This window comes from Nodosilinea sp. LEGE 07298 (assembly GCF_015207265.1).
In the GTDB taxonomy this organism is placed as follows: Bacteria; Cyanobacteriota; Cyanobacteriia; order Phormidesmidales; family Phormidesmidaceae; genus Nodosilinea.
In genome coordinates, this window is the sequence record NZ_JADEXE010000014.1 from 1 (window position 1) to 20,384 (window position 20,384).

The window sequence follows — 20,384 nt, forward strand, 5'->3', positions numbered from 1 at the left end:
TTATTCTCCGGGGGCTAGGGAGCAGGGGGGCTAGGGAGCAGGAGAGCTAGGGAGCCAAGCGATTCGGAATGGTGGACATATTTCAGCCGTCGAGTACTAGAAAATTTCTCAATCAAAAAGCGAGCCGATAGACCTTATCGGCTCGCTTTTTGATGACAAAAACACCGGCTAGCGATCGGGCAAATAAGCCATCGGGTTAACGGCTCCACTATTAGGCGGATGAATCTCAAAGTGAAGGTGAGGACCGGTACTATAGCCGGTACTACCCATCTCAGAAATCTGCTGTCCCTGTCTGACCTGCTGACCCTCACGCACCAGTAGACGGCTATTGTGGGCGTAGCGGGTCATACTGCCGTCCGCATGGCGAATATCCACTAGGTTGCCGTAGCCACCGGAATTCCAGCCTGACCGCACCACTACACCCGTAGCAGCCGCCACAATTGGCGTACCCACTGGTCCAGCAATGTCGATGCCCCGGTGCATGCGGCCCCAGCGCCAGCCATAGCCCGAGGTGAACGTACCCTGGGTAGGCCAAACAAAGCCGTTAGACAGACTGGGTGCCTCAGGCAGAAACTGGTCAGCCCCAGGCATCATTGGCATGTTAGGCGTGACGGTCTGCCCTACTGGCATATTGGGTGCAACCCGATATGCGTCGGCACCTAAAGGTGCGGCAGCTAGCAATTGACTGGGGATAGCGTCACTCTCAAGCTGAACAGGAGCGGCCTGTGCAGGTTGCTCAGGAGTTTCAACAGTAGGGTCAAGCGACGGGCCAAGAGCTGCAACGGCCTGGGGCTGGTCCTTGGCTACGTCGGTAACCGTCCATTGGGTATCGGTGGTTTGAGCACCTTCTCTAACGGCCAAAGCTGTAGCACTAGCCGATTCAACACCGCCAGTCGCCGCTGGCGCAGCCAGAGCAGCAGGTTGAGAGGTGTGATATTCAAGCGACACTGCTGCTGGACTATCTGCACCAGTGCGGCTACGCTCTAGCTCTTGGCGAGCCTCACGGATGCGAGCATTCAGCTCGTTGCGATCGACTAAAGCGCTGTTAGATTCACGGATGCGGGCCAGATGATCGCGAATGACCTGCTCTCGGGTTCTGGGGGCTGCGGCCAGTTCGCTGACTGCCGAGCTAACGAGTTCGTCAGCCTCAGCTACTTCAGCAGGAACTGATGCTACCGGGATACTAATGCTGTCGCCAACCAGTAAAGCTTCAGGGCTTTGTACGGTGTGGTTATGGCTGAGTAACTCGTCTAAGGTGACACCATTGCGTGAGGCAATAGACCAGAGCGTATCCCCTGGCTTCACCTGGTAGGAGTGCAATGCACCGGAGTCGGTAACTGCACTTGTACTTGACATGCTTGACGACCGCAGCGGTAGCGCAGCCATCGCAAGGTCTTTCTTGCTTTCTACGACCTGAGCACTTGCGGTGACCGGAGTCGGGGTCTGATTGGCTACAGATGCCTCGTTCCCGTCGTGGAGGGGCAAGCTGGCCTGCCATGCGTCGACCGGGGCTGCTTCAACGATAGGTTGCACAGTAGGGACTACGACGCCGCGTTCCGTGGCCTGCTGACTGTCGGCTAAGGCACCTTGAGCATCAGCGACCACCCAGGCTTCATTAGCACTAGAAACGGTTGCCTCAGAAGCGGTGGTCTCATTGCTAGACAGTACCGAGACAGTCTCGATAGGCTCTAGCTCAGTCTCAGCGCCGATATCCTCTATCGGCAGTTGATTGAGGTCTGAGTCGGCCAAAAGCTCTTCAGAAAGCTCATCTTCTTCGTCCAAAGATAAGGTTTCGTCCAGCTCCCAAGTTTTTTGAAATTCATCTACGGAAGGGATATCGCTGGTAGGCAGTAAGCCGCTAGCGGCGGTTAAGTCACCCCCAACCCCTCCAGATACGTCAGCCTTAAGGGCAAAGCGAGAGGCATCAGCAGCGGTAGTCAAGTTATCCATGCCTACGGCAGGCACCCGAATAACCTGTCCAACTCGCAACATGTCGTCGGCAACAATGCCATTGGCCGCCTTAATGGTCTGAACATCGGCCTCGTGTTGAGCAGCGATTTTCCAAAGGCTCTCACCAGGCTCAACCGTGTGATAAGCCGACGAAGTGATCGCCTGGGCCGGGATCAGCTTGGGCGTTTGGCCTTGCTCGCGATGGGCAGCGGGCAATACAGTCAAGTTGGGGCCATCGGCAGCTAGGGCTAACTCGGGCTCGGTGAGTAGCGGAGCAGAAGCTCCGAAAGATAGGGCTAGGCCCAGCATGGCTGCTGAGGTTTGCACTCGACGATAACCTCCTGAAGTCTCCGATTGAGCGCCACTCAAACTAGAGGGTAGACAATCAACTTTAGACTCTTTGGGAACTACGCGTTTCAAGGAACGACCTCCTGTAAACCAGCGCTTAGCAGCCTGTAAAATGCCTTATCAACCAGCAGACACGGGATTAACCGGTGGGAAAAAGCCCTGTCTTAAGTTAAAAGCTGTAAGGCAAGCTGCTAGCAGAAGAACAACAACGGATCGACAGATTTACGCCTTGGCTTGGTCACGATAACCCGCTTTGGCAACCTAGGCAAGTTTACATGAGTTAACACGAAAATCAATACCCAGACATTCACTGTCATTTCCCTGAACACTAAGCTCGTGACCGGGAACTTCACGTGCACAACATAAACGTTTAACCCTAAAAAAAAGTATTTGGCAAGCGTATTGCTTTGACCCTGACCGAGAAAACACGATGGACACCAGATGGGCACCAAAGCAGGGCTGAGCTCGGATGGCGTGCGTTTAGAATGCACGAAAAGCTTGGCCCACAAGCGCGATCGCGGTCTTGGCGCGGTCTTAGCAAAGGGCCTTTAGAGGGTCTCAAAGCCTAGGGCGCAACCCGAAATAGGGGCGATTGAGCCAGGCCATATAAATTTCTTATCTGGGGTGCCTCAATTTTGTATCCTCGGCAACCGCTTATTTTTGGAGCCTTTTTTTTAAGTAACTTGTTACTAAATAGAGCCTGGTTTTAGGGGATAAGCCCTAAAAACGCTGGTTCAAACCGATTTTAGGCCACGTCTGTAATAGGGTTGAGCTACAGTCGTTTCATTACTTTATGGCTATTGAATATTGCCATTTAGGTGTAAAACCTTCCTTGAAAATTGTTCCTGGGCTTGAGCTCCGCTAGCGTAAGGGGCAGCGAGGCGGCGATCGCTATTGGCAGGAGTCGCCAAAAACTGAGGCTTGGCTCAAGAGCAGCTTCACGGCAGATCAGAATCGGGTTGTTAGGATGACAGCTGCCGCAGAGCCTCAAATAGGGCAACAGCGGCACTAACCGACAGGTTGAGACTGCGAACGATGCTGCGATCCATAGGGATAAAGGCCGTTTCATCGCAGTCGGCCAGCACCTGTTTTGGCAGCCCTTCAGTTTCGCTGCCAAAAAGAAGCCAGTCATTGGGGCGATAGGTCAAATCTGTATAGCTACATCGCCCCGAGGTACTAAAGCCGATGGTTCGTCCTCCCCGTTGACGCTGCTGGGCGTGAAAAGTTCCCCAATCGGGGTGCAGAGTGAGGTCGACTTGAGGCCAATAGTCTAGGCCAGCTCGCTTGAGGGCGCGATCGCTAAGGTCAAACCCAAGCGGGCCAACCAGGTGCAGAGGGGTTGCTGTAGCGGCACAGGTGCGAGCTATATTGCCCGTATTGGGGGGGATTTGGGGATTGACCAGAACAATAACAGGCATATCAACCAGAACTAGAACAGGGAGCTTGACCGGGTGGGTCTAGACTCGTCTATGGCAAAGGAAAAAATGTCTAGAGGATATAGTTTTTATTAATATATCCTTCGGTAGTTTCACCCTTGTCAGAAATTTGTCGGTAAGGGGTGAATCGGGCTCTAAAGATAATGCTTTCCTTATTACACCTATAAGGAATTGTTTACTCTTGGGTAGCCTGTGGTGCCCTCAAGCGGCACAGGGTTCGCAGAGATCTTGGGCTAGGATCGCCTCGGTAGTCGCGACCTCTGCGATCGCCTCCTGTACCACCTGGGCAACCGACTGTCCAGATCCGTGCTGCCGTAGCCAGCGCTGGGCTTCGTTACCCTCCCGCAAAATTTTCTTCACCGGACTGAGGAAGCAGCTAATACCGTTGGCTTTAGCGATCGGCCAGACCTCGTCGTAGAGCTGCTGCACCCACTGCCGCGCCAGAATGGGGCGACCATCTTGCCAATGACGCAGTTCGGCATCCAGGCTGTGCCTGGCCACGGCGGCTTCGTTGGCGTCGGTAAGGGCAACTAGATCACCATTACGGCTGCTTTCGGGAAACTTGCTCATTGTTAGCGGATCCAGCCCAGGGTTTTGAATTAGCTGAATCAGCCGCGCTTCAAGCAGCGTGGTAACCGCCAGCAGCGCCACCGGGTCGCTAATCAGGTCGCAAATGCGCAGCTCCAGCCGGTTGAGGTTGTAGGGGCGGCGATCGCCGTTGGGCCGCACCGCCGACCACAGGTGGCGCACGTTTTGCATAGTGCCTGCCGCGAGCTGATCCTCCATCCACTGAATGTGGTGGGCGTGGCTAGTAAACAGGGGCACCAACTCCGGGGTTTTCGGAAAAACCTGCCAGCGGCTGGAGTGGGAGCCGGTAACTTGGCCACCCAAAAACGGTGATGACGCAGTTAGAGCCAGGTACAGGGGGGCTTCGACCCGCACCAGACGACAGGCCCGCATAAGAATCTCTGGGTCGGAGAGGCCGATATTGATGTGGACGCTGGCGGTGACAACGGTGGTGCCGTAGGTTTGCTCGATATAGCTGTGGTAAGGGTTATGGGGGTCAGAGCGATAAAAGCGATCGGTTGGCCCCAGAGCCAGAGTGCTGCCGGGTATCAGCGTGTAGTTACCCAAACCTTTGAGGTAGCGGCGCAGCTCGTGGCGGGGGCGCACTAGCTCGCACAGCAGTTTTTCGTACTGGCAGAGGGGTGGTGTGGTGTACTCCACATTGCGGCTGTCGGGCTCTCGCACAAAGCCGTTGAGGTCAGCCACAATCCGATCGGAGAGACCGACAATTTCCCCAGCTGGGGTGCCGGTGTACATCTCAATTTCAAACCCTTTAGACAGCAGCACGGCATTCCTCGCTGGAGACAGCACACTATATATAGTCAGACTCAGTTGGCTCTTAATCATCCTATCGACAACCGCCACCCTTGCATGGGGAACGGCGGCTAGGGTAGCACTGCCGTAGCGAGGGCGATCGCACGGTTGGCCGCATAGGCGCGGGCAATGGTATCGCAGCGCTCGTTACCCACATCGCCGGAATGGCCACGCACGTAGATCCACTGGAGGGGGCGATCGAGGGTTTGGTTGACCTCAGTGGTGACTACGTCCAGCACTTCCCACAGATCGCGGTTGAGTACGGGCTTTTTGGCTGAGTTCACCCAGCCTCGCCGCTTCCAGCCCGCAATCCACTGGGTAATGCCCTTCAGCACGTACTCACTATCGGTGTGAATGGTGACGGGCGTCGTTTGCCCGCTGTCGCGCAGCAGAGTGAGACCTGCGATCGCCGCCTGCATTTCCATGCGGTTGTTGGTGGTTTGGGCGGCACCGCCACCGAGTTCGTGTACACCACCGTCGGTCAAGTACAGCACGGTGCCCCAGCCGCCTGGGCCAGGATTGCCGGAGCAGGCTCCGTCAGTATAGATTCGCTCAATAATTGCCATTTGGATTTACAAAAGTCCTTAAAAAATGCAGGGTTACCTCTGTAGGCTGCAGGATCGTGAGGGGGCATCCTAACGGTAAGACCTAATTGTCCCTGTGGACGTCAGACATCAGGTCATGGGCAGGATGCACCTACCTTCGTCACAGCTCTCCTACTGGTGAAGTTACCCCCATGATGCTACGAGAACTGGAAGCCTTTGAGGCCTGCTGGCTAGATCTTAAGGATGTTTACCCCACCAGTGGCCCCGATACCATGCTGATTACCCACGCCATGGGCCAGCTGGTTGACCTATTCGAGAAACCCGCCCAGGTAGAACAAGGGCTACCCGACCACCTCAAAATCTTGTTTCGGCGCTTGGCACTGGCCTATTTCCAGGGCTATTTCCCGAGGCAGGCGCAGTCAGATATCCGCTTAGCTGCCAAGTCCCCTGTCCAATCCAGCGATCGCAGCGATCGGCAGCGACGCCAGGAAATTGCGGCGGCGGTAGACCGGGTGAAAGCGCTAGCCAAAAAGTCTCAGGCACGCATGTGTAAAGCACGAGGTCAGGTTACTCAGTGCGCCACCTCTGAACTAGAAACACTGATTATTGATTTTCCAGAGCATTGGCAGCCAGTAGCCTGAGTTCGGGCAAACCAAGGGCTGCTCCAGCACCCAGATTGGCGAGTAAGCAAGGTATCTTAGTGCTATGGCCTACGAACCCTTGCACCATAAGTATCGCCCCCAGACCTTTGGCGCTCTGGTGGGGCAAGATGCGATCGCGACCACCCTGGCCAATGCCCTACGCCAGCGGCGCATCGCTCCGGCCTACCTCTTTTGCGGCCCTCGGGGCACGGGCAAAACCTCCAGCGCCCGCATTTTAGCTAAATCGCTCAACTGCATCGCCCAAGACCACCCCACCCCAGACCCCTGCGGCACTTGCGAAACCTGCCGCTCGATTACCAATGGCTCGGCCCTCGACTTCATTGAAATTGACGCCGCCAGCAACACGGGAGTCGACAACATCCGTGAACTGATCGAGCGGGCTCAGTTTGCCCCGGTGCAGTGCCGCTACAAGGTATATGTCATCGACGAGTGCCACATGCTCAGTACGGCGGCGTTCAATGCCCTGCTTAAAACGTTAGAAGAGCCGCCCAGCAACGTCGTCTTTATTTTGGCCACGACCGACCCGCAGCGGGTGCTGCCAACCATCATCTCTCGCTGCCAAAAGTTTGACTATCGGCGCATTCCCCTAGAGCCAATGATTGGCCACCTGCGCAAAATTGCCGATCTAGAAGAAATTGCCATCGACAACGACGCCCTGCGCCTGGTGGCCCAGGTGTCTCAGGGGGGGCTGCGCGATGCCCAAAGCCTGCTCGATCAGCTCAGTCTGTTGGAGCCTCCGGTCAATGCTGATGCCGTTTGGGATCTGGTGGGAGCCGTGCCCGAGCGCGACTTGCTGGCCCTCGTGCAGGCCATTCTCAGCGACGACGGTACCGCCGTACTCGACAGCGCCCGCAAACTGATGGATCGAGGCCGGGAGCCGCTGATTGTGCTGCAAAACCTGGCTGGGTTCTATCGAGATTTGCTGATTGCTAAGACGGCAGGCGATCGCCAGGACCTGGTGGCGATTACGCCTCCTACCTGGGCCGACATGCAAGCCCTGGTACAGAGCCTGGATCCAAAGCTTTTTTTGCTGGGTCAACAGCACCTGCGCGCTGCCGAGGGACAGGTTAAAAACACTACCCAACCCCGGCTGTGGCTAGAGGTAACGCTGCTGGGGCTGCTGCCCTCTACTCTGGCGGGGCAGGCAGGGGGCACGACTGCGATCGCGCCGCCGCCATCCATATCAATTGCTAGGCCAGCGCCGCCCGTCAATTCATCCTCCCCATCCGCATCACCGATCGCGCCTGCACCCGCCGCCTCAGTTTCCCCTTTGTCTTCGACTGAGGCGGCCCCTGGAGTCGCCCCTGGGGAACAGATGCCGGCATCAACCAATGGGGCAATGCCTGGTGGACAATCCCTTGATCCTGCCGTCGCATCTAACTCACCACCGCCCGATGCTCAAAATGCTCCACCGCCCGACCCTGGCGCGACCCCAGCGCCCAATCTAGACCAGCTCTGGCTCCAGGTGATTGCGGTGCTAGAGCCTCTAGGCACCCGCGCGCTCATGCTGCAGCAAGGCAGCCTGCTCTTTTTTGATGGCGTTGTCGCTCGGGTGGGTATTAGCTCTAGGCCTCTGTTTAAGATGGCCCAGGGTCGCGTAGAAAATGTCGAAGCGGCCTTTCAAAAAGTGCTCAATCAAAAGGTGCAGGTTTCCCTGGAGGTGCTGCCCGACCCAAAGCCTGAGGCTCCAGCCCCCACGATTGCCCCGGCTCTCAGCCAGGGAGTAGAACCGCGCCCCGCCCCTGTTGATCTACCGCCTACCCCATCACCTGTTTTTGAAGCGCCCGCCCCCGTCGCCCAGCCCGAGGCGAGTCAGGCAGATGCTTCGCCGCTGCCAGCCATTGCCAGCGACTTTGATCGGGCCGTCAAAAACTTTGCCCACTTCTTTAATGGTCAGGTTGTCGACTTAGACGACGGCCCTAGCCTCGATCAAACACCGCTCAAACCCTCTGAGGCAGCGGCTAAGCAGCCCTCTCACCCCGACAAAGACGTGCCGTTTTAGGGTTGGCTAACCAAAGGTGCTGCCGTTCCAGCCCCACATGGCACCGGGGGCATCGGCAAACTCAATATAAGTGCGGTTTTTGGGCACGCCCAGAGCCGTTTCTAGCTGGGCACAAAACTCCTGGCTCATGGCGCGGGTTTTAGCGCCACCCATGGTGCCCACACTTTTGATTTCGACATAGCAGACGGGCTCGGTGGTGCCGCCAAAGGTCATTGGCACACCAGCCTCAAAGGCCGTCATCACATAGGATTCGGGCTTGCCCAGGTGGCTGGCCAAACTAGCAGAAAGATCCTTCAAGAGCCCTTCGACCTCAGCCTGATCGGGTGATGAGATCGACGTCTGAACTTTGATCAGAGGCATAGTGCTGGAAATTAGTAAAGGAATGTAGAAATGGCGGAAAGCCCCGCAGAGCAGTATTCGTGGAGTGGTAGAAGAGGGGGGCACTGGGTAGAAGTAGCAAGCTCACAACGGTTCATCCACCCATCTACCCATCTACCCATCCACCCCTTTAGCCGCCGTAGTTCCAACCGGTGCTCTCCAGCAGAAGGGGTTCGCCATCGCGGTGGACAGCCGCACCAACGACCTCGCCCACAAAGACAGTGTGGTCGCCGTGCTCTACAGTCCCAACAACCCGACACTCGACATAGCCTAGGGTGTCTTTGATGATGGGGCAGCCGGTTTCGGGGCCGGGGTAAAACTCTATGTCCTCAAACTTGTTGCCGACTCGGCGCAGCGGCTTGAAGAAGTTTTGGGCCAAGTCTTTTTGACCCGCCTCTAAAAAGCTGAGGGCAAACACGCCGCTAGCTTTGACCATAGCGTGGGAAGTGGAGTCGTTTTTGACGCAGTTGACTACCAGGGGCGGTTCGAAGGAAGCCTGCATCACCCAACTAGCCGTAAAGCCGTTGAGATCTTCCCCATCTTTAACGCCACAGACATAGAGGCCGTGGGGAATTTTGCGCAAAAGCGTCTTTTTAGCCTGTTCGTCTAGCACTACATAACCTGCGGAATGCGTCTCTAGGGCGAGTGTAATACAGCATCGCGTTCCTTCTCTACCTAATTAGGTATAAAAAAGGCGCACCGCGGTGCGCCTTCATGGTGGTAATCGACTCAACCTTACTTGTTAGGCTGGGGAGTCATACGCAGGTAGGGCTTGATTTCGGTAACGCCCTTGGGAAAACGTTGCTTAGCTTCTTCGGTGGGAATGGTGGGAGAGACTACAACGTCTTCGCCATCCTTCCAGTCAACGGGGGTCGCTACGCTGTAGTTGTCGGTAAGCTGTAGCGAGTCAAGCACCCGCAAAATTTCGGCAAAGTTGCGTCCGGTGCTGGGCGGATAAGTGATGGTCAACCGCAATTTCTTGCTGGGGTCAATCACAAACACGCTGCGCACGGTTACTTTAGCGTTGGCGTTGGGGTGAATCATGCCGTAGAGGTCAGAGACCTTTTTGTCGTCATCGGCAATGATCGGGTAGTTGACCGAAACGCCCTGAGTTTCATTGATATCGCCAATCCAGCCTTGGTGCGAGTCGGCGCTGTCTACGCTGAGGGCGATAACTTTAGCGCCACGCTTTTCAAACTCGGGCTTGAGCTTGGCTACGCTACCCAGCTCGGTGGTGCAGACAGGGGTGTAGTCAGCGGGGTGAGAAAATAGCACCACCCAGCTATCGCCAGCCCAGCTATAAAAATCAATTTCACCCTCGCTGGTTTGCTGGGTGAAGTTAGGTACCTGATCGCCAAGTTGAAGCGCCATCTCAAATCTCCGTTAGTCTGTGCAAAAAACGTTGCCTAGCGTTTACTCTCGCTATTCTCCCATAAACCCCGGTATTCCGGTCGGAGTTTAGAGGATTGTTTTAAGGATTGTAGCGCAAGCCTTCTGCAACGTGGCTTTGGGCACTAGCACTCGGTTAGTTTTAGCTAGCGATCGCGCCCCACCCATAAATAAGGCACCCAGAAAATCCAGGTGCCTTATAACGTTATGCTCTGCCAGCCCAGGGCTTGCAGCCTGTGCTCATGCCTGGGTTGACTCTATACTTGGCGGTCAAAGACTTTGGGGGCATAGGCACTGCACCCATCGCAGGGACCCATGGGGTTGGTAGCGCAGCGCAGATAGGGCGATCGCGCGTTGAGGTCGCAGGTAATATCGCCCATCATGTAACCCATACCATCAACGTAGTGCAGGTCAGTATTGTTGTCGAGCAGCTTGAGCATGCTCTGGCCCAAGGCCGTTGGCGCAGGCGACGCACTGCCGTACTTTTCGTCCCGGTCAGCGCGAATACTCATCCACGCTGACACGATGGCTGGGGTGAGGCCGACCACAAAAATCAAAACAATGACGAGCATGAAACTGACACAGGTAACTAGCAGAATCATCCTACCCTGACAAATCGGCAGGTCATCTACCAGGGGCGGGGGATTGGTACGTACCGTTGCGTTACTTAGTCTTTCGCAATATTGATAGCTGGTCCAGTTTGCCTTGATTACGCTGGTCGATATAGGTATAGAGTCAATGCGATCGAACCGAGGGGCGACGAAACAGCCTTTGAAAAGTTCCCGCCCACAGATATTGTTTTGATGAATTTGTAGTTAGACTTTGAAAAAGAACGGTTTTCGCTTCAGTTCTCGACCAAAACAGGGCCGTTTGCCCATCACCTGAATAAGGTCCTGAACTTTTCAGAACTTTCATGTATTGGCGGATTCTGTTCTATGACCGATTATCTAGACATCCTGTAGACTCGCGTGTGCTCCAAAGCTAAGACCGGGTAGGGCCACAGGACATTGTGGAGGTTCGCTCCTCAGTGATAGCGCCTTACCCGGCTTTTTATTCTTTAAACATCGAAACCACTGGCGGTACCCGTCCGAGACTAGCCCTAATGCGTTGGGCCGGTAGCTGAAGTACATCAGCCGATCTCAGCTGCAAAGCTCACTGCTGGTACACTACCAGGCAAGCCAGCACTCTTAGTAGAGCTAGAGACCGCGCTTGCTATAGCCACTCCAGCCCCTGCACTCACCTTGACCTCTAACTAATGCTGCCTTCTGCTGAGCGACGCTTAAGTGAAGTGCTGCCTAGGCGGCGACTTCAGGGTCGTCTTCTAGCGAGTAGACATGCAGCCACTCCTCAACAACGTAGGGCGCTACTACCAGCCGCACGACAGTCCCGGTGGCCAGGGGTACAACCAGGGTTAGTGGACCGGGACGCTGAATGTGGCTCAAAATCGTATCAACGTCGTACTGAGCTACGTTTTCTGGCAGGTCTTGAGTTTGGGAATCAAGTAAGGGGGCCGCTGCCCACTGGGTTGCGGTGCCGGTCTGCACCAATAGATCGCTCTGGCGATCGACCAATCCCTGGCCTGGAAACCCCACCAAACGCAAGTAAACACCCTCTAAGTGCCCTTCTTGATAGCGCTTAAAGACCGTCGCCTGCCACGCCACATCGTTTTGGTCTCGCAAACTCTGGCGCGATCGATGGGTTGTCTGCCCCGGCTGCTCATGGTACGTGTGCACCGAAGCCATCGCTGGTTCGGCTAGGGCCAGCAACAGCAGACAGCCCAGCAGCAGAGCCAAAATCGTGAGCCGTAGGGCGCGCCAGAGGTAAGGCATGGGGAGATAGTTACAACTGGCTCATCTGGTTCAGTGTTTGTCGATATCCGGCCGCTTCGCCTTGCTGTAGGTAAAGCTGGGCGGCTTGCTCAAAGTCGCGGCGGGCACCGGCATCGTCGCCGAGGCGGGCACGCACAATGCCTCGGTTATAAAACAGCTCTGGTTCGGCACGGTTGGGAGCGCTGGCAATGGCCTGGGTGAGGTCTTGATAGGCATTTTGGGACTGGTTTACTTGCAGGTAGGCCGACCCCCGAGCCGAGAAGGCTTCTAGATAATCGGGCTGGGCAGCCAGAGCCTGACTGTAGTCATCGATCGCACCAAATACATCACCCGTAGCAAGGCGAGCATCGCCTCGGGCTTTAAAGGCGGTGGCATAGGTGGGGTCTAGAAACAGAGCCTCGGTGTAGTCTGCGATCGCAGCGGTCGCATCCCCCGCTTGCAGCAGCGCGTCGCCTTTTTGCTTATAAGCCATGGCCGAGTCGGGGTTGAGCTGTAGCACCCGAGCAAAATCTTGCTGAGCACCGCTCAGATTGTCTTGCGCGGCGCGAACAGTGCCCCGGCTCATGTAGGCCTCGGTCAGGCTGGGGTTGAGCTCAATGGCGCGATCGAGGTCTTGCAGAGCGCGGGTAGGTCGCCCCTGACGATAGAACACATAGCTGCGGTTGAGATAAGCCCGAGCCATACTGGAATCGAGCTGCACCGCCTGATTCAGGTCATCGAGGGCAGCATCGTAGAGCCCTAAGTGGTAGTAGGCCACCCCTCGTCCCATGTAGGCTCTAGGCAGGTCGCCCTGTAGCTCAATGGCGCGGCTAAAGTCGGCTACAGCGTCGCTGTAGTTGTTGACGCGATCTAGGGCAAAGCCCCGCAGCACGTAGGCCGAAGGGTTATCGGGATCAAGCTCAATAGCGGTGGAGAAGTCTTCTAGGGCCAAGTCGTTGCGGCCCTGCTGCGAATCGATCAACCCCCGGTAGAGGTAGGCATCTACCGCATCGGGGTTGGCCTCTAAGGCCGCATTAAAATCGGCCTGGGCCTCGGTGGAGTTGCCCTGGCGATAGTAAATGCTACCCCGCGCAAAGAGGGCATTGGCGTTGCCCGGATCTAAACTCAGGGCCTGGTTCAGGTCGATTAGAGCGCGATCGTAGTTGTTTTGGTCGGCATAAATTAGGCCTCGATACAGATAGGCAGCAGCCAGGGTTGGATCTTTTTCGAGGGCCATGTCAAAGGCTGTGAGGGCGGCTTCGTAGTCGCCGCTGGTGTAGCGTTCGACCCCTAGGTTGTAGGCTCCAACCGCCGTTAGACCAGGCTCCTCTGGCTCGGCCTCAGCTTCGGGAGCAGGGGCCTCTGGTTCGATCTCAACTTCGGGTGCGACCATGTCAGGCTCGGTGGTCGGGGCCTGGGCGTAGGCTCCTAAGGGCGCTACCCCTGCTGCCAACCCCATGCCTAGTAGCACAACTAAATAGCGAAATTTCATGGCTTCCCCTCCACCGACGGTGTTTGCAGATTGAGTAGATTGGTGCCGCCCCTCAGCGGGGGCCTTTGTCAGAATACCCACCTACGTTGCGATCGATAATGCTAATGGAGCTAATGATAGGTCAGCTTATTTAGGTTGAGAGACAGGGTTAGAGAGTTTTTTTTAGAATTGGGGTACCCGGTCTCAACCAGTCCAGTTGCGGCAGAGGGGATCGGCGTCAAGGAGATGATATGGCGATCGCACGTTGGTCAATTGGTATTTTGCTTGGGGTCTTGCTTTGGCTAGGGCTAGGGCACTACGCCAACGCCCAGAGCGAGGCCCGCATAGACTCACGGTTAAACCGCCTAGAGTCTGAACTCGGTCGGCTCAGGTCGCAGGTCAGACAGATAGAATCTCAGCTGGCCATTCCCAATCGTCCGGCCCCTAACCTGCCCACGATTACCTCACCAACCCCAGCCCTGGCAGAGCCTTCCTTAGAAGAGCAGTTCGACAATCTGGCCACGCTGGCGATCGAACTCAAACAGCAGGTCAGACAGCTCGAAACCCGTGTCACACAGCTCGAAAGAGCGACATCCTAACGCTAACCGGCCTGTTCTTGACGAAGTAGGCCTACAGTTAGCTCCAAACTAAATTGAATCCACTGCCGCTACAGCCAAGGGTTTTACGTCTACAAACCCATGCCAGCTCACCAGATCGAGGCGCTGCTGGCCGAGACTCCCCGTGCCCATCCTGCCCAAAGTAGCGGTCTAGTCAAATCAGTATGGCAAGATAGCATCGGTGTTTGACGGGTAACCCGCTGTGATTTGGATTGACTGGGCCATTGTGGTCGCTTATATGGCCTTTAGCCTGGGTTTGGGCCTGTACCTTTCCCGCAAGGCATCGGGCGGACTGGTGGACTTTTTTGTGTCGGGGCGATCGCTGCCCTGGTGGCTGGCGGGCACCAGTATGGCGGCCACCACCTTCTCTATCGACACGCCGCTTTATATCGCTGGCGTGGTTGGCACCCGAGGCATTGCCGGTAACTGGGAATGGTGGAGCTTTGGTATTGCCCACGTGGTAATGATCTACGTCTTTGCCCGACTGTGGCGACGCTCTGAAATCATCACCGATGCCGAGCTGACGGAGCTGCGCTACGGCGGTTCTACAGCAGCCTGGCTGCGGGGCATCAAAGCCTTTTTGTTTGCGGTGCCGATCAACTGCATTGGTATTGGCTACGCCATGCTGGCCATGGTCAAAGTGATCGACGCCCTGCAAATCTGGCAGTCGGTTGGCATTGAGCCCGGCGAAAGCCTAAAGCTGCTAAGCGTGATTGGGGTCAGCCTGTTGGTGCTGGTCTATGCCGGGTTTTCAGGGCTGTGGGGGGTGGTCGCGACCGACTTTTTCCAGTTCTTTTTAGCGCTGCTGGGAGCCGTGATTGTGGCGGTGGCAGCCGTGGCCAACCTGGGCGGTATGGGCAGTCTAATCGACCAGGTAAGGGCCACTGGAGGCACCGATCTACTCGCCTTTGTGCCCCTGGAGCGGGGAGCGGGCGGCTGGTACCAGTGGAGCGAGACCGCCGGTATTTCGGTCAGCACCTTTTTGGCCTATGTAACCCTACAGTGGTGGGCCTTTCGCCGCAGCGACGGCGGTGGCGAGTTTATTCAACGATTGGCTGCATCTAAAGATGAGGCTGAAGCCGAAAAAGCGGCCTGGTTTTTCAACATTCTGCACTACGTCATTCGCACCTGGCCCTGGGTGGTGGTGGCCCTGGCGGCGGTCGTCATCTACCCCAATTTAGAAGACCGAGAGCTGGGCTACCCCATGCTAATGCTCGACTTTTTGCCGCCTGTGCTGCTGGGGCTGGTGGTGGCTTCGCTGATTGCCGCTTTTATGAGCACGGTCTCGACCCTGATTAACTGGGGCGCGTCATATCTCACCAATGACCTGTACGGACGATTTATGCGGCCTACGGCCACCGATGCCGAACTGGTGCTGGCTGGGCGAATTGCCTCGGTGGTGGTGACGGGGCTAGGGGCGATCGCCGCCTTTTACTCCCAGGATGTAGCCACGGTGTTTCGGCTGGTGATTGCGATCGGCACTGGGCCGGGGCTGGTGCTCATTTTGCGCTGGTTCTGGTGGCGCATTAATGCTGCCGCCGAGCTAGCCTCCATGCTAGCCGGTTTTGTTGTGGGGTTGGTCACCAGCGTCGTGCCCATCCTGACCATTACCGATTTTGGCCTGCGGTTGCTGGTCACCACCGCCATTACCACGGTGATTTGGGTCGCTACCATGCTGCTCACCGCCCCCGAGAGTGACGCCACGCTAGATACCTTCTACAGCAAAGTACGCCCCGGTGGCCCCGGCTGGGCACGCCAGCGCCAGCGTACCGGCCTTTGGCCCGCTCAAGCACTGGGCCGCGATTTACTTAGGGCAGGCGCGGCCCTACTGCTGTTGCTAGGGTCCATGCTCGGCGTCGGTGGTTTTCTACTCTACCAACCCCTTACCGGTTGGTTTTGGCTGCTAGTAGCGGTAGCTGGCTGGGTTTGTCTACGACGCATGGGTAAGACCGTGTTGCCCATGCCAAGGCCGGAGGTGGATGAGCCGCCGGGATGAGGAGGAGATGGGGAGATAAGCGGTAAGATGAGAACATCGGTTACATCCCTTCACACGCGATCGCCCTATGTCGTTTTTTCGGTCTTACATTGCCCCCCTGCTGATTGTGCTGATTTTTGCGGTGGCCATGCTGGCGGTGAGCGCCCGCATCTTTTTGCCCAGCGACATGATGGCCCCCGCGCCGATTGAAGAACCCATATCAACGGTGAATTCTGCCCCGATCGCTCACACTGATGGGGTAATGCCTGAGCTGTCAGAGCTTATTCACGGCCCCGAGAGCGATCGCGTTGCCGGTTAATTGGGCAAAGTAGACCCACTGCGGATTATTGGATCAACGTAAGTTGGCCCATTTACCTGTGTGCGCTTCCCTAAGCGGGAGTTTTTCCCGATCGAATTTGCTTGCTAAGGCTAATTTAATTTAATCAAAAGGGAACCCCTTGGCAAACATATCTGCCAAGGGGTTCTCAACGTAGACTTGATGTAGCTTTTGCCTGTTACTCAACAAATTGCCGGAAGTAAAATGCCAACAATAAATGGCATAGGCAAGATGTTTTTGAAATGTTTCGGAGACAGCAGCACTTTGACTGGTCGACTTGAGAGTTTTCCTCAAGAAAGTTCCGATTAATTAGAGATGTTTAAATGCCGTCGTAAAGAAACCATCGCGTGGGGTTTATAGCGTCTCTGGGCATTTCTTACAGAGCTCTCGATCAGCTACAGAGAGGAAATATCAACAACCGAGTAAAGTGCTGCTGGTATTTGACGAAATAGATTCAGACGTTAACTCGATAACGTACCTCCTATTTAACAGGACTGAACTATTTGAACTGTCAGAGGAAGAAATCACGTTTTGGTGTCAGGTGATTCACTTCCTTATTTACTAAGATACTCCCCTGATTCAGGCATGGCTAGTGATGATACCAAAGTTTATGATTTGGTTAATGGCTACTCTCATAGCGTTGGAAAACCTAGGATTTTCGCCCTACCTAGAATATCTAGAATGCCTGTAGGCAGGGCAGCAGGAGGAATGTTGCGGGTACGTTCAGACGCTACTATTGATAGGCGGCTATCTCGGTAGAGGTGGTCACTGGTTTAAGGCAGCGGACTAAGGGTAAGGAGCGATCGCAGTGACGCAGATAGAAAAAATCACGGGAACCGGCATTCCGCTACGGGGGAACGACATCGATACCGATCGCATTATCCCGGCTCGGTTTCTCAAGTGCGTGACCTTTGACGGACTGGGCGAGCAGGTCTTTGCCGACGATCGCACCGCTTTGGCGGGTAGCCACCCCTTTGACCAACCCCAGTATCAGGGCGCGACGATTTTGGTGGTGAACCGCAACTTTGGCTGCGGCTCGTCGCGGGAACATGCCCCTCAGGCGATCGCCCGCTGGGGCATCCAGGCCGTGTTGGGAGAAAGCTTTGCCGAAATTTTCTTTGGCAACTGTGTCGCGATCGGCATTCCCTGTTTGACCGCGACCACTGAGGTTGTAGGACAGGTCCAAGCCGCTCTGGAGAGCGATCCGTCTACGTCAGTAACGCTCGATCTGGCCACCCAGACCGTATGCTTTGGCGGTAAAACCGAGGCGGTATCGATGCCTGAAGGGGTGCGCCAGACATTTTTGGCTGGCACCTGGGATGCCTGCGGTCAGCTTGTCGCCAATGGCGAGGCCATTCGCGCTACGGCGGCCCAACTGCCCTACGTGACCTGGTAGGGGCACAGCATGCTGTGCCCCTACCCATAAATTTGCAACGATCTGTGGATTTTGCCGTAGAAACAGGCACTCTCTAGGGAGATCCCTCACTCCCAGCGCGGGCTGCTGCTATGGTTTCATCCGTTGTGCGATCGCTTACTCCCTGGTTGCCGTCCGAACCTACGGCGCTACCGGGAGCAACGGCCCCGCTTCTAAGCAATACGGTATGTCGCATGGCTCCCCTGGCCATAGAGCGGCCTACGCTAGAACGGGTGCCGGAGGTGGCGGCAGCGCTAGAGCAGCTCGTGAGACAGAGCATGACGCTGCGATCGCCCATTGGCGGCTGGCCCACCGATCTACCTCAAACACCAGAAAACCTGGCCCTTTACCTCAGCGAAGAAACCTGGGAACTGTTAGACGCCTTGGAGACTGCGGCCGCTTCCCCGTCCGTGCGCGCGCCTGGTCTGCTTCCTGTCACCGTTTTGGTGCCTCAGCTACTGTGGATGCTGGCCAGCGGCGGCTACGAGATTATGCGGCTTATTGAAGGGGTACAGGCCCGTGTCTCTGGTCTCGCTGCCTCAGGATCAGGGCACATTGTGCGTCTGGTGCCGGTACTTGTGCTTACCCTAGAGGAGACTAGCTATGCCCTCGACCTGGTCACCCAAACGGATCCAACACCGGCCCTCTATCTCTCTGAAACCGCTGAAATTTCTCTGCTAGACAATGATCTAGACAGCCAGCCCTGGCTCTGCAAAGACCTGCTGGGACAAGTGGCCGAACTGCTGGGCTACGCTCAACCAGGGCTCGTTTCCCTGCTGGGCAAGGGCGACCCCGTTGAAGCCCTTCGCCCCTTCCAACCCTGGCAGCCCGCCCGCCTGCACCTGCACCTACATTTGGCTCAAATGGAGACCCGGATACCATCTCAGCCCTCCGGCAGCGAAGCGTCTCCTGGCCAGAATGCGCTGTACCTGCTGCCAGGAGAGCCGCAAAACACTGGGACAGCCGCCTCAGGCTTTACCCTTGACGACTTTGCCAGCACCCTAATCGAAGACCCCAGTGACGCTACTGCTGGGGTGCTGGGCGACTGGCTCACCTTTACCGACGAAAGCTGGATTCAAACCTTTTTGAGTACCTGCACCCAGCGAATCATCGCTCAGAATTTACCCCAGATGGCGCTAGGCGAGGTTGGAGAGAATGCCGCCGCCGAGCAGTTACGCCAGCGCGAAGCCTTCTGCAACCTCGTGACCCATACCGCCACTGATCTGGTGCAGGGAACCAACGGCCTGTTTAAACACACCTTTGTGCACGAACCGGTTCTGGTTGCTGACGTGTGGCCCCGGCTACGCTGGTACTTGGCCCAAAGCTCAGAACAGGTGATGCAGCTCATGGGTGGGGTCTCGGCTCAGGTGCTGCCCCCTGGCCTCAGCTGGCAGCAGGGCAGCCTCTATCTGCGCCCGCTGATGCAGCTTACGACCTCTAGCCGCAGCTGGATTATTGACCTCAGCCGAGGGCGACTGCTGCCCACCAGCCCTCTAGCCCTACCCGCCGATGCTGCCGTAGACATTGCCGATGCCCCCTGGCGCACCCCGCTTACGGTAGCTGATCTAACCGCCCGCATCGATCGCGATTTGGGTACCTATACCCCGGCCATTGCCACGCTGCGCCACGGCACCCCTATTCACCTGCACAGGCTCGACGCCGAAGCGGGCTGCCAGCCGGGCCAGCTCACTCTAGACTGGTGTTTTACGCTACAAACTACCCTGTAAATTTTGCCAGTATGGGTACTTAAAATCAGGTGCTCCACCACGGCCTGTCCCTACTTTTATCCCTACGGTTTGGGTAACTATTGGGCTGTCTTAAGGGCCGTAAGTTTTATGGCGTTTTTATAGAATGACACCCCTCGACAGAGGTTAGATCACCTAGAGTGAGATCGAACCTAGCGCAGCCAAAGGCGTTTGATACTGTGTCTCCAGAGTTGACTTCAGGGCCTATCTACCTGTACAGCATTTGCCCCCGACCGCAGCAGCCGCTAACGCTACCCCTGGGGCTGGCCGAACCTACTCAGCTGATTGCCGTAGACGATATTGCCGCCGTGGTCGAAACGGGTGTTGACCTGGAGACCTTACAAACCGACGAACCTCGCCTGTTGAATGCGGTGCTCAGCCACGATCGCGTCATCTGCGAGTTGTTTCAAGCCACGCCGTTGCTCCCCCTGCGGTTTGGCACTCAGATTGCCTCCCTTGAAAACCTCAAGGATCACCTGGCCCATCAGGGGGCAGACTACGCCGCTAAGCTTGAGGCCCTAGCTCAAAAAGCTGAGTACCAGCTCAAGCTAATTGCCCAGGAGGTCGAGCTACCGCCCCTGGCTGAGGGCCTCACCGGGCGTAACTACTTCTTGGCCAAAAAGCAGCGCCTCCAAGACCAAACCACAGCCCAAGCCCAGCAGCAGGCAGAACTCGCTCAGGTGCTTGACTATATCTACAGCGCCTACAGCGATTGCCTTGAGGCCGAAAGCCCCGCCGGGGAAGCACGGGTCTATATTCTGATCGATCGAGATGATCAGAGCCTGCCTGAGAAAGTAGACGAGTGGCGATCGCAGGCCACCCACTGGAGCCTTATGCTCAGCGATCCACTCCCCCCCTATCACTTTGTCTAGCAATTTTAGATTTGGATTTTTCCAGGCCCATCCCAATCCAAAATTACAAATCCTC

At 56.3% G+C, this 20,384-nt stretch carries 18 protein-coding genes; 8 read left to right on the forward strand and 10 right to left on the reverse strand.

What is annotated here, in order from left to right:
• Positions 1-168: 168 nt before the first annotated feature.
• The 4 genes from IQ273_RS03490 to rnhA all read right to left on the reverse strand — a co-directional run bounded on the left by IQ273_RS03490 (position 169) and on the right by rnhA (position 5,680).
• Positions 169-2,277 (reverse strand): peptidoglycan DD-metalloendopeptidase family protein, encoded by a 2,109-nt coding sequence (locus tag IQ273_RS03490; RefSeq protein WP_194021787.1) that lies wholly within the window; start codon positions 2,275-2,277, stop codon positions 169-171.
• Positions 2,278-3,260: 983 nt separating this feature from the next.
• Entirely contained in the window at positions 3,261-3,716 is a 456-nt protein-coding gene (locus tag IQ273_RS03495) for a tRNA (cytidine(34)-2'-O)-methyltransferase (RefSeq protein WP_194021788.1), read from the reverse strand.
• A 219-nt stretch (positions 3,717-3,935) separates the two neighbouring features.
• Positions 3,936-5,087 (reverse strand): glutamate--cysteine ligase, encoded by a 1,152-nt coding sequence (gene gshA / locus IQ273_RS03500; RefSeq protein ID WP_194021789.1) that lies wholly within the window; start codon positions 5,085-5,087, stop codon positions 3,936-3,938.
• Between the two features lie 98 nt (positions 5,088-5,185).
• Positions 5,186-5,680, reverse strand: coding sequence for a ribonuclease HI (gene rnhA, locus IQ273_RS03505; RefSeq protein ID WP_194021790.1), 495 nt, complete (start codon positions 5,678-5,680; stop codon positions 5,186-5,188).
• Positions 5,681-5,850: 170 nt separating this feature from the next.
• Here rnhA and IQ273_RS03510 point away from each other — a divergent pair, with 170 nt between their 5' ends.
• Together IQ273_RS03510 and IQ273_RS03515 are read left to right on the forward strand one after the other, a co-directional pair.
• Positions 5,851-6,300, forward strand: coding sequence for a hypothetical protein (locus tag IQ273_RS03510; protein WP_194021791.1), 450 nt, complete (start codon positions 5,851-5,853; stop codon positions 6,298-6,300).
• A 64-nt stretch (positions 6,301-6,364) separates the two neighbouring features.
• Entirely contained in the window at positions 6,365-8,323 is a 1,959-nt protein-coding gene (locus tag IQ273_RS03515; RefSeq protein ID WP_194021792.1) for a DNA polymerase III subunit gamma/tau, read from the forward strand.
• Between the two features lie 6 nt (positions 8,324-8,329).
• On the opposite strand, the gene IQ273_RS03520 is transcribed toward IQ273_RS03515, so the two are convergent.
• The 6 genes from IQ273_RS03520 to IQ273_RS03545 all read right to left on the reverse strand — a co-directional run bounded on the left by IQ273_RS03520 (position 8,330) and on the right by IQ273_RS03545 (position 13,390).
• Positions 8,330-8,683, reverse strand: coding sequence for a phenylpyruvate tautomerase MIF-related protein (locus IQ273_RS03520; RefSeq protein WP_194021793.1), 354 nt, complete (start codon positions 8,681-8,683; stop codon positions 8,330-8,332).
• A gap of 148 nt (positions 8,684-8,831) precedes the next feature.
• On the reverse strand, positions 8,832-9,314 hold the full coding sequence (locus IQ273_RS03525) for a flavin reductase family protein (protein ID WP_194021794.1): 483 nt from the start codon (positions 9,312-9,314) through the stop codon (positions 8,832-8,834).
• A 122-nt stretch (positions 9,315-9,436) separates the two neighbouring features.
• On the reverse strand, positions 9,437-10,072 hold the full coding sequence (locus tag IQ273_RS03530; RefSeq protein ID WP_194021795.1) for a peroxiredoxin: 636 nt from the start codon (positions 10,070-10,072) through the stop codon (positions 9,437-9,439).
• 275 nt (positions 10,073-10,347) lie between these two features.
• Positions 10,348-10,662 carry a DUF6464 family protein gene (locus tag IQ273_RS03535; protein WP_194021796.1) on the reverse strand — a complete coding sequence of 105 codons (315 nt, stop codon included), beginning with the start codon at positions 10,660-10,662 and terminating at the stop codon, positions 10,348-10,350.
• 723 nt (positions 10,663-11,385) lie between these two features.
• Positions 11,386-11,919 (reverse strand): DUF3122 domain-containing protein, encoded by a 534-nt coding sequence (locus tag IQ273_RS03540; RefSeq protein WP_194021797.1) that lies wholly within the window; start codon positions 11,917-11,919, stop codon positions 11,386-11,388.
• 10 nt (positions 11,920-11,929) lie between these two features.
• Complete coding sequence (locus tag IQ273_RS03545; RefSeq protein WP_194021798.1) at positions 11,930-13,390, reverse strand: tetratricopeptide repeat protein; 1,461 nt, start codon at positions 13,388-13,390, stop codon at positions 11,930-11,932.
• Positions 13,391-13,620: 230 nt separating this feature from the next.
• Between IQ273_RS03545 and IQ273_RS03550 the strand changes: the two genes are divergently transcribed.
• The 6 genes from IQ273_RS03550 (at position 13,621) to IQ273_RS03575 (ending at position 20,329) form a co-directional block, all read left to right on the forward strand.
• Positions 13,621-13,968: a hypothetical protein gene (locus IQ273_RS03550; RefSeq protein ID WP_194021799.1), complete on the forward strand. Its 348-nt coding sequence runs from the start codon at positions 13,621-13,623 to the stop codon at positions 13,966-13,968.
• Positions 13,969-14,224: 256 nt separating this feature from the next.
• A complete protein-coding gene (locus tag IQ273_RS03555) occupies positions 14,225-15,982 on the forward strand; it encodes a sodium:solute symporter family protein (RefSeq protein WP_228052282.1) in 1,758 nt (585 codons plus the stop codon).
• Between the two features lie 67 nt (positions 15,983-16,049).
• On the forward strand, positions 16,050-16,280 hold the full coding sequence (locus IQ273_RS03560) for a hypothetical protein (RefSeq protein ID WP_194021801.1): 231 nt from the start codon (positions 16,050-16,052) through the stop codon (positions 16,278-16,280).
• 826 nt (positions 16,281-17,106) lie between these two features.
• Positions 17,107-17,694 carry a 3-isopropylmalate dehydratase small subunit gene (leuD, locus tag IQ273_RS03565; RefSeq protein WP_194021802.1) on the forward strand — a complete coding sequence of 196 codons (588 nt, stop codon included), beginning with the start codon at positions 17,107-17,109 and terminating at the stop codon, positions 17,692-17,694.
• A gap of 110 nt (positions 17,695-17,804) precedes the next feature.
• The gene (locus tag IQ273_RS03570) at positions 17,805-19,439 is read left to right on the forward strand and encodes a hypothetical protein (RefSeq protein ID WP_194021803.1); all 1,635 of its coding nucleotides are present in this window, start codon (positions 17,805-17,807) and stop codon (positions 19,437-19,439) included.
• A 197-nt stretch (positions 19,440-19,636) separates the two neighbouring features.
• On the forward strand, positions 19,637-20,329 hold the full coding sequence (locus IQ273_RS03575) for a GvpL/GvpF family gas vesicle protein (protein ID WP_194021804.1): 693 nt from the start codon (positions 19,637-19,639) through the stop codon (positions 20,327-20,329).
• Positions 20,330-20,384: the final 55 nt, after the last annotated feature.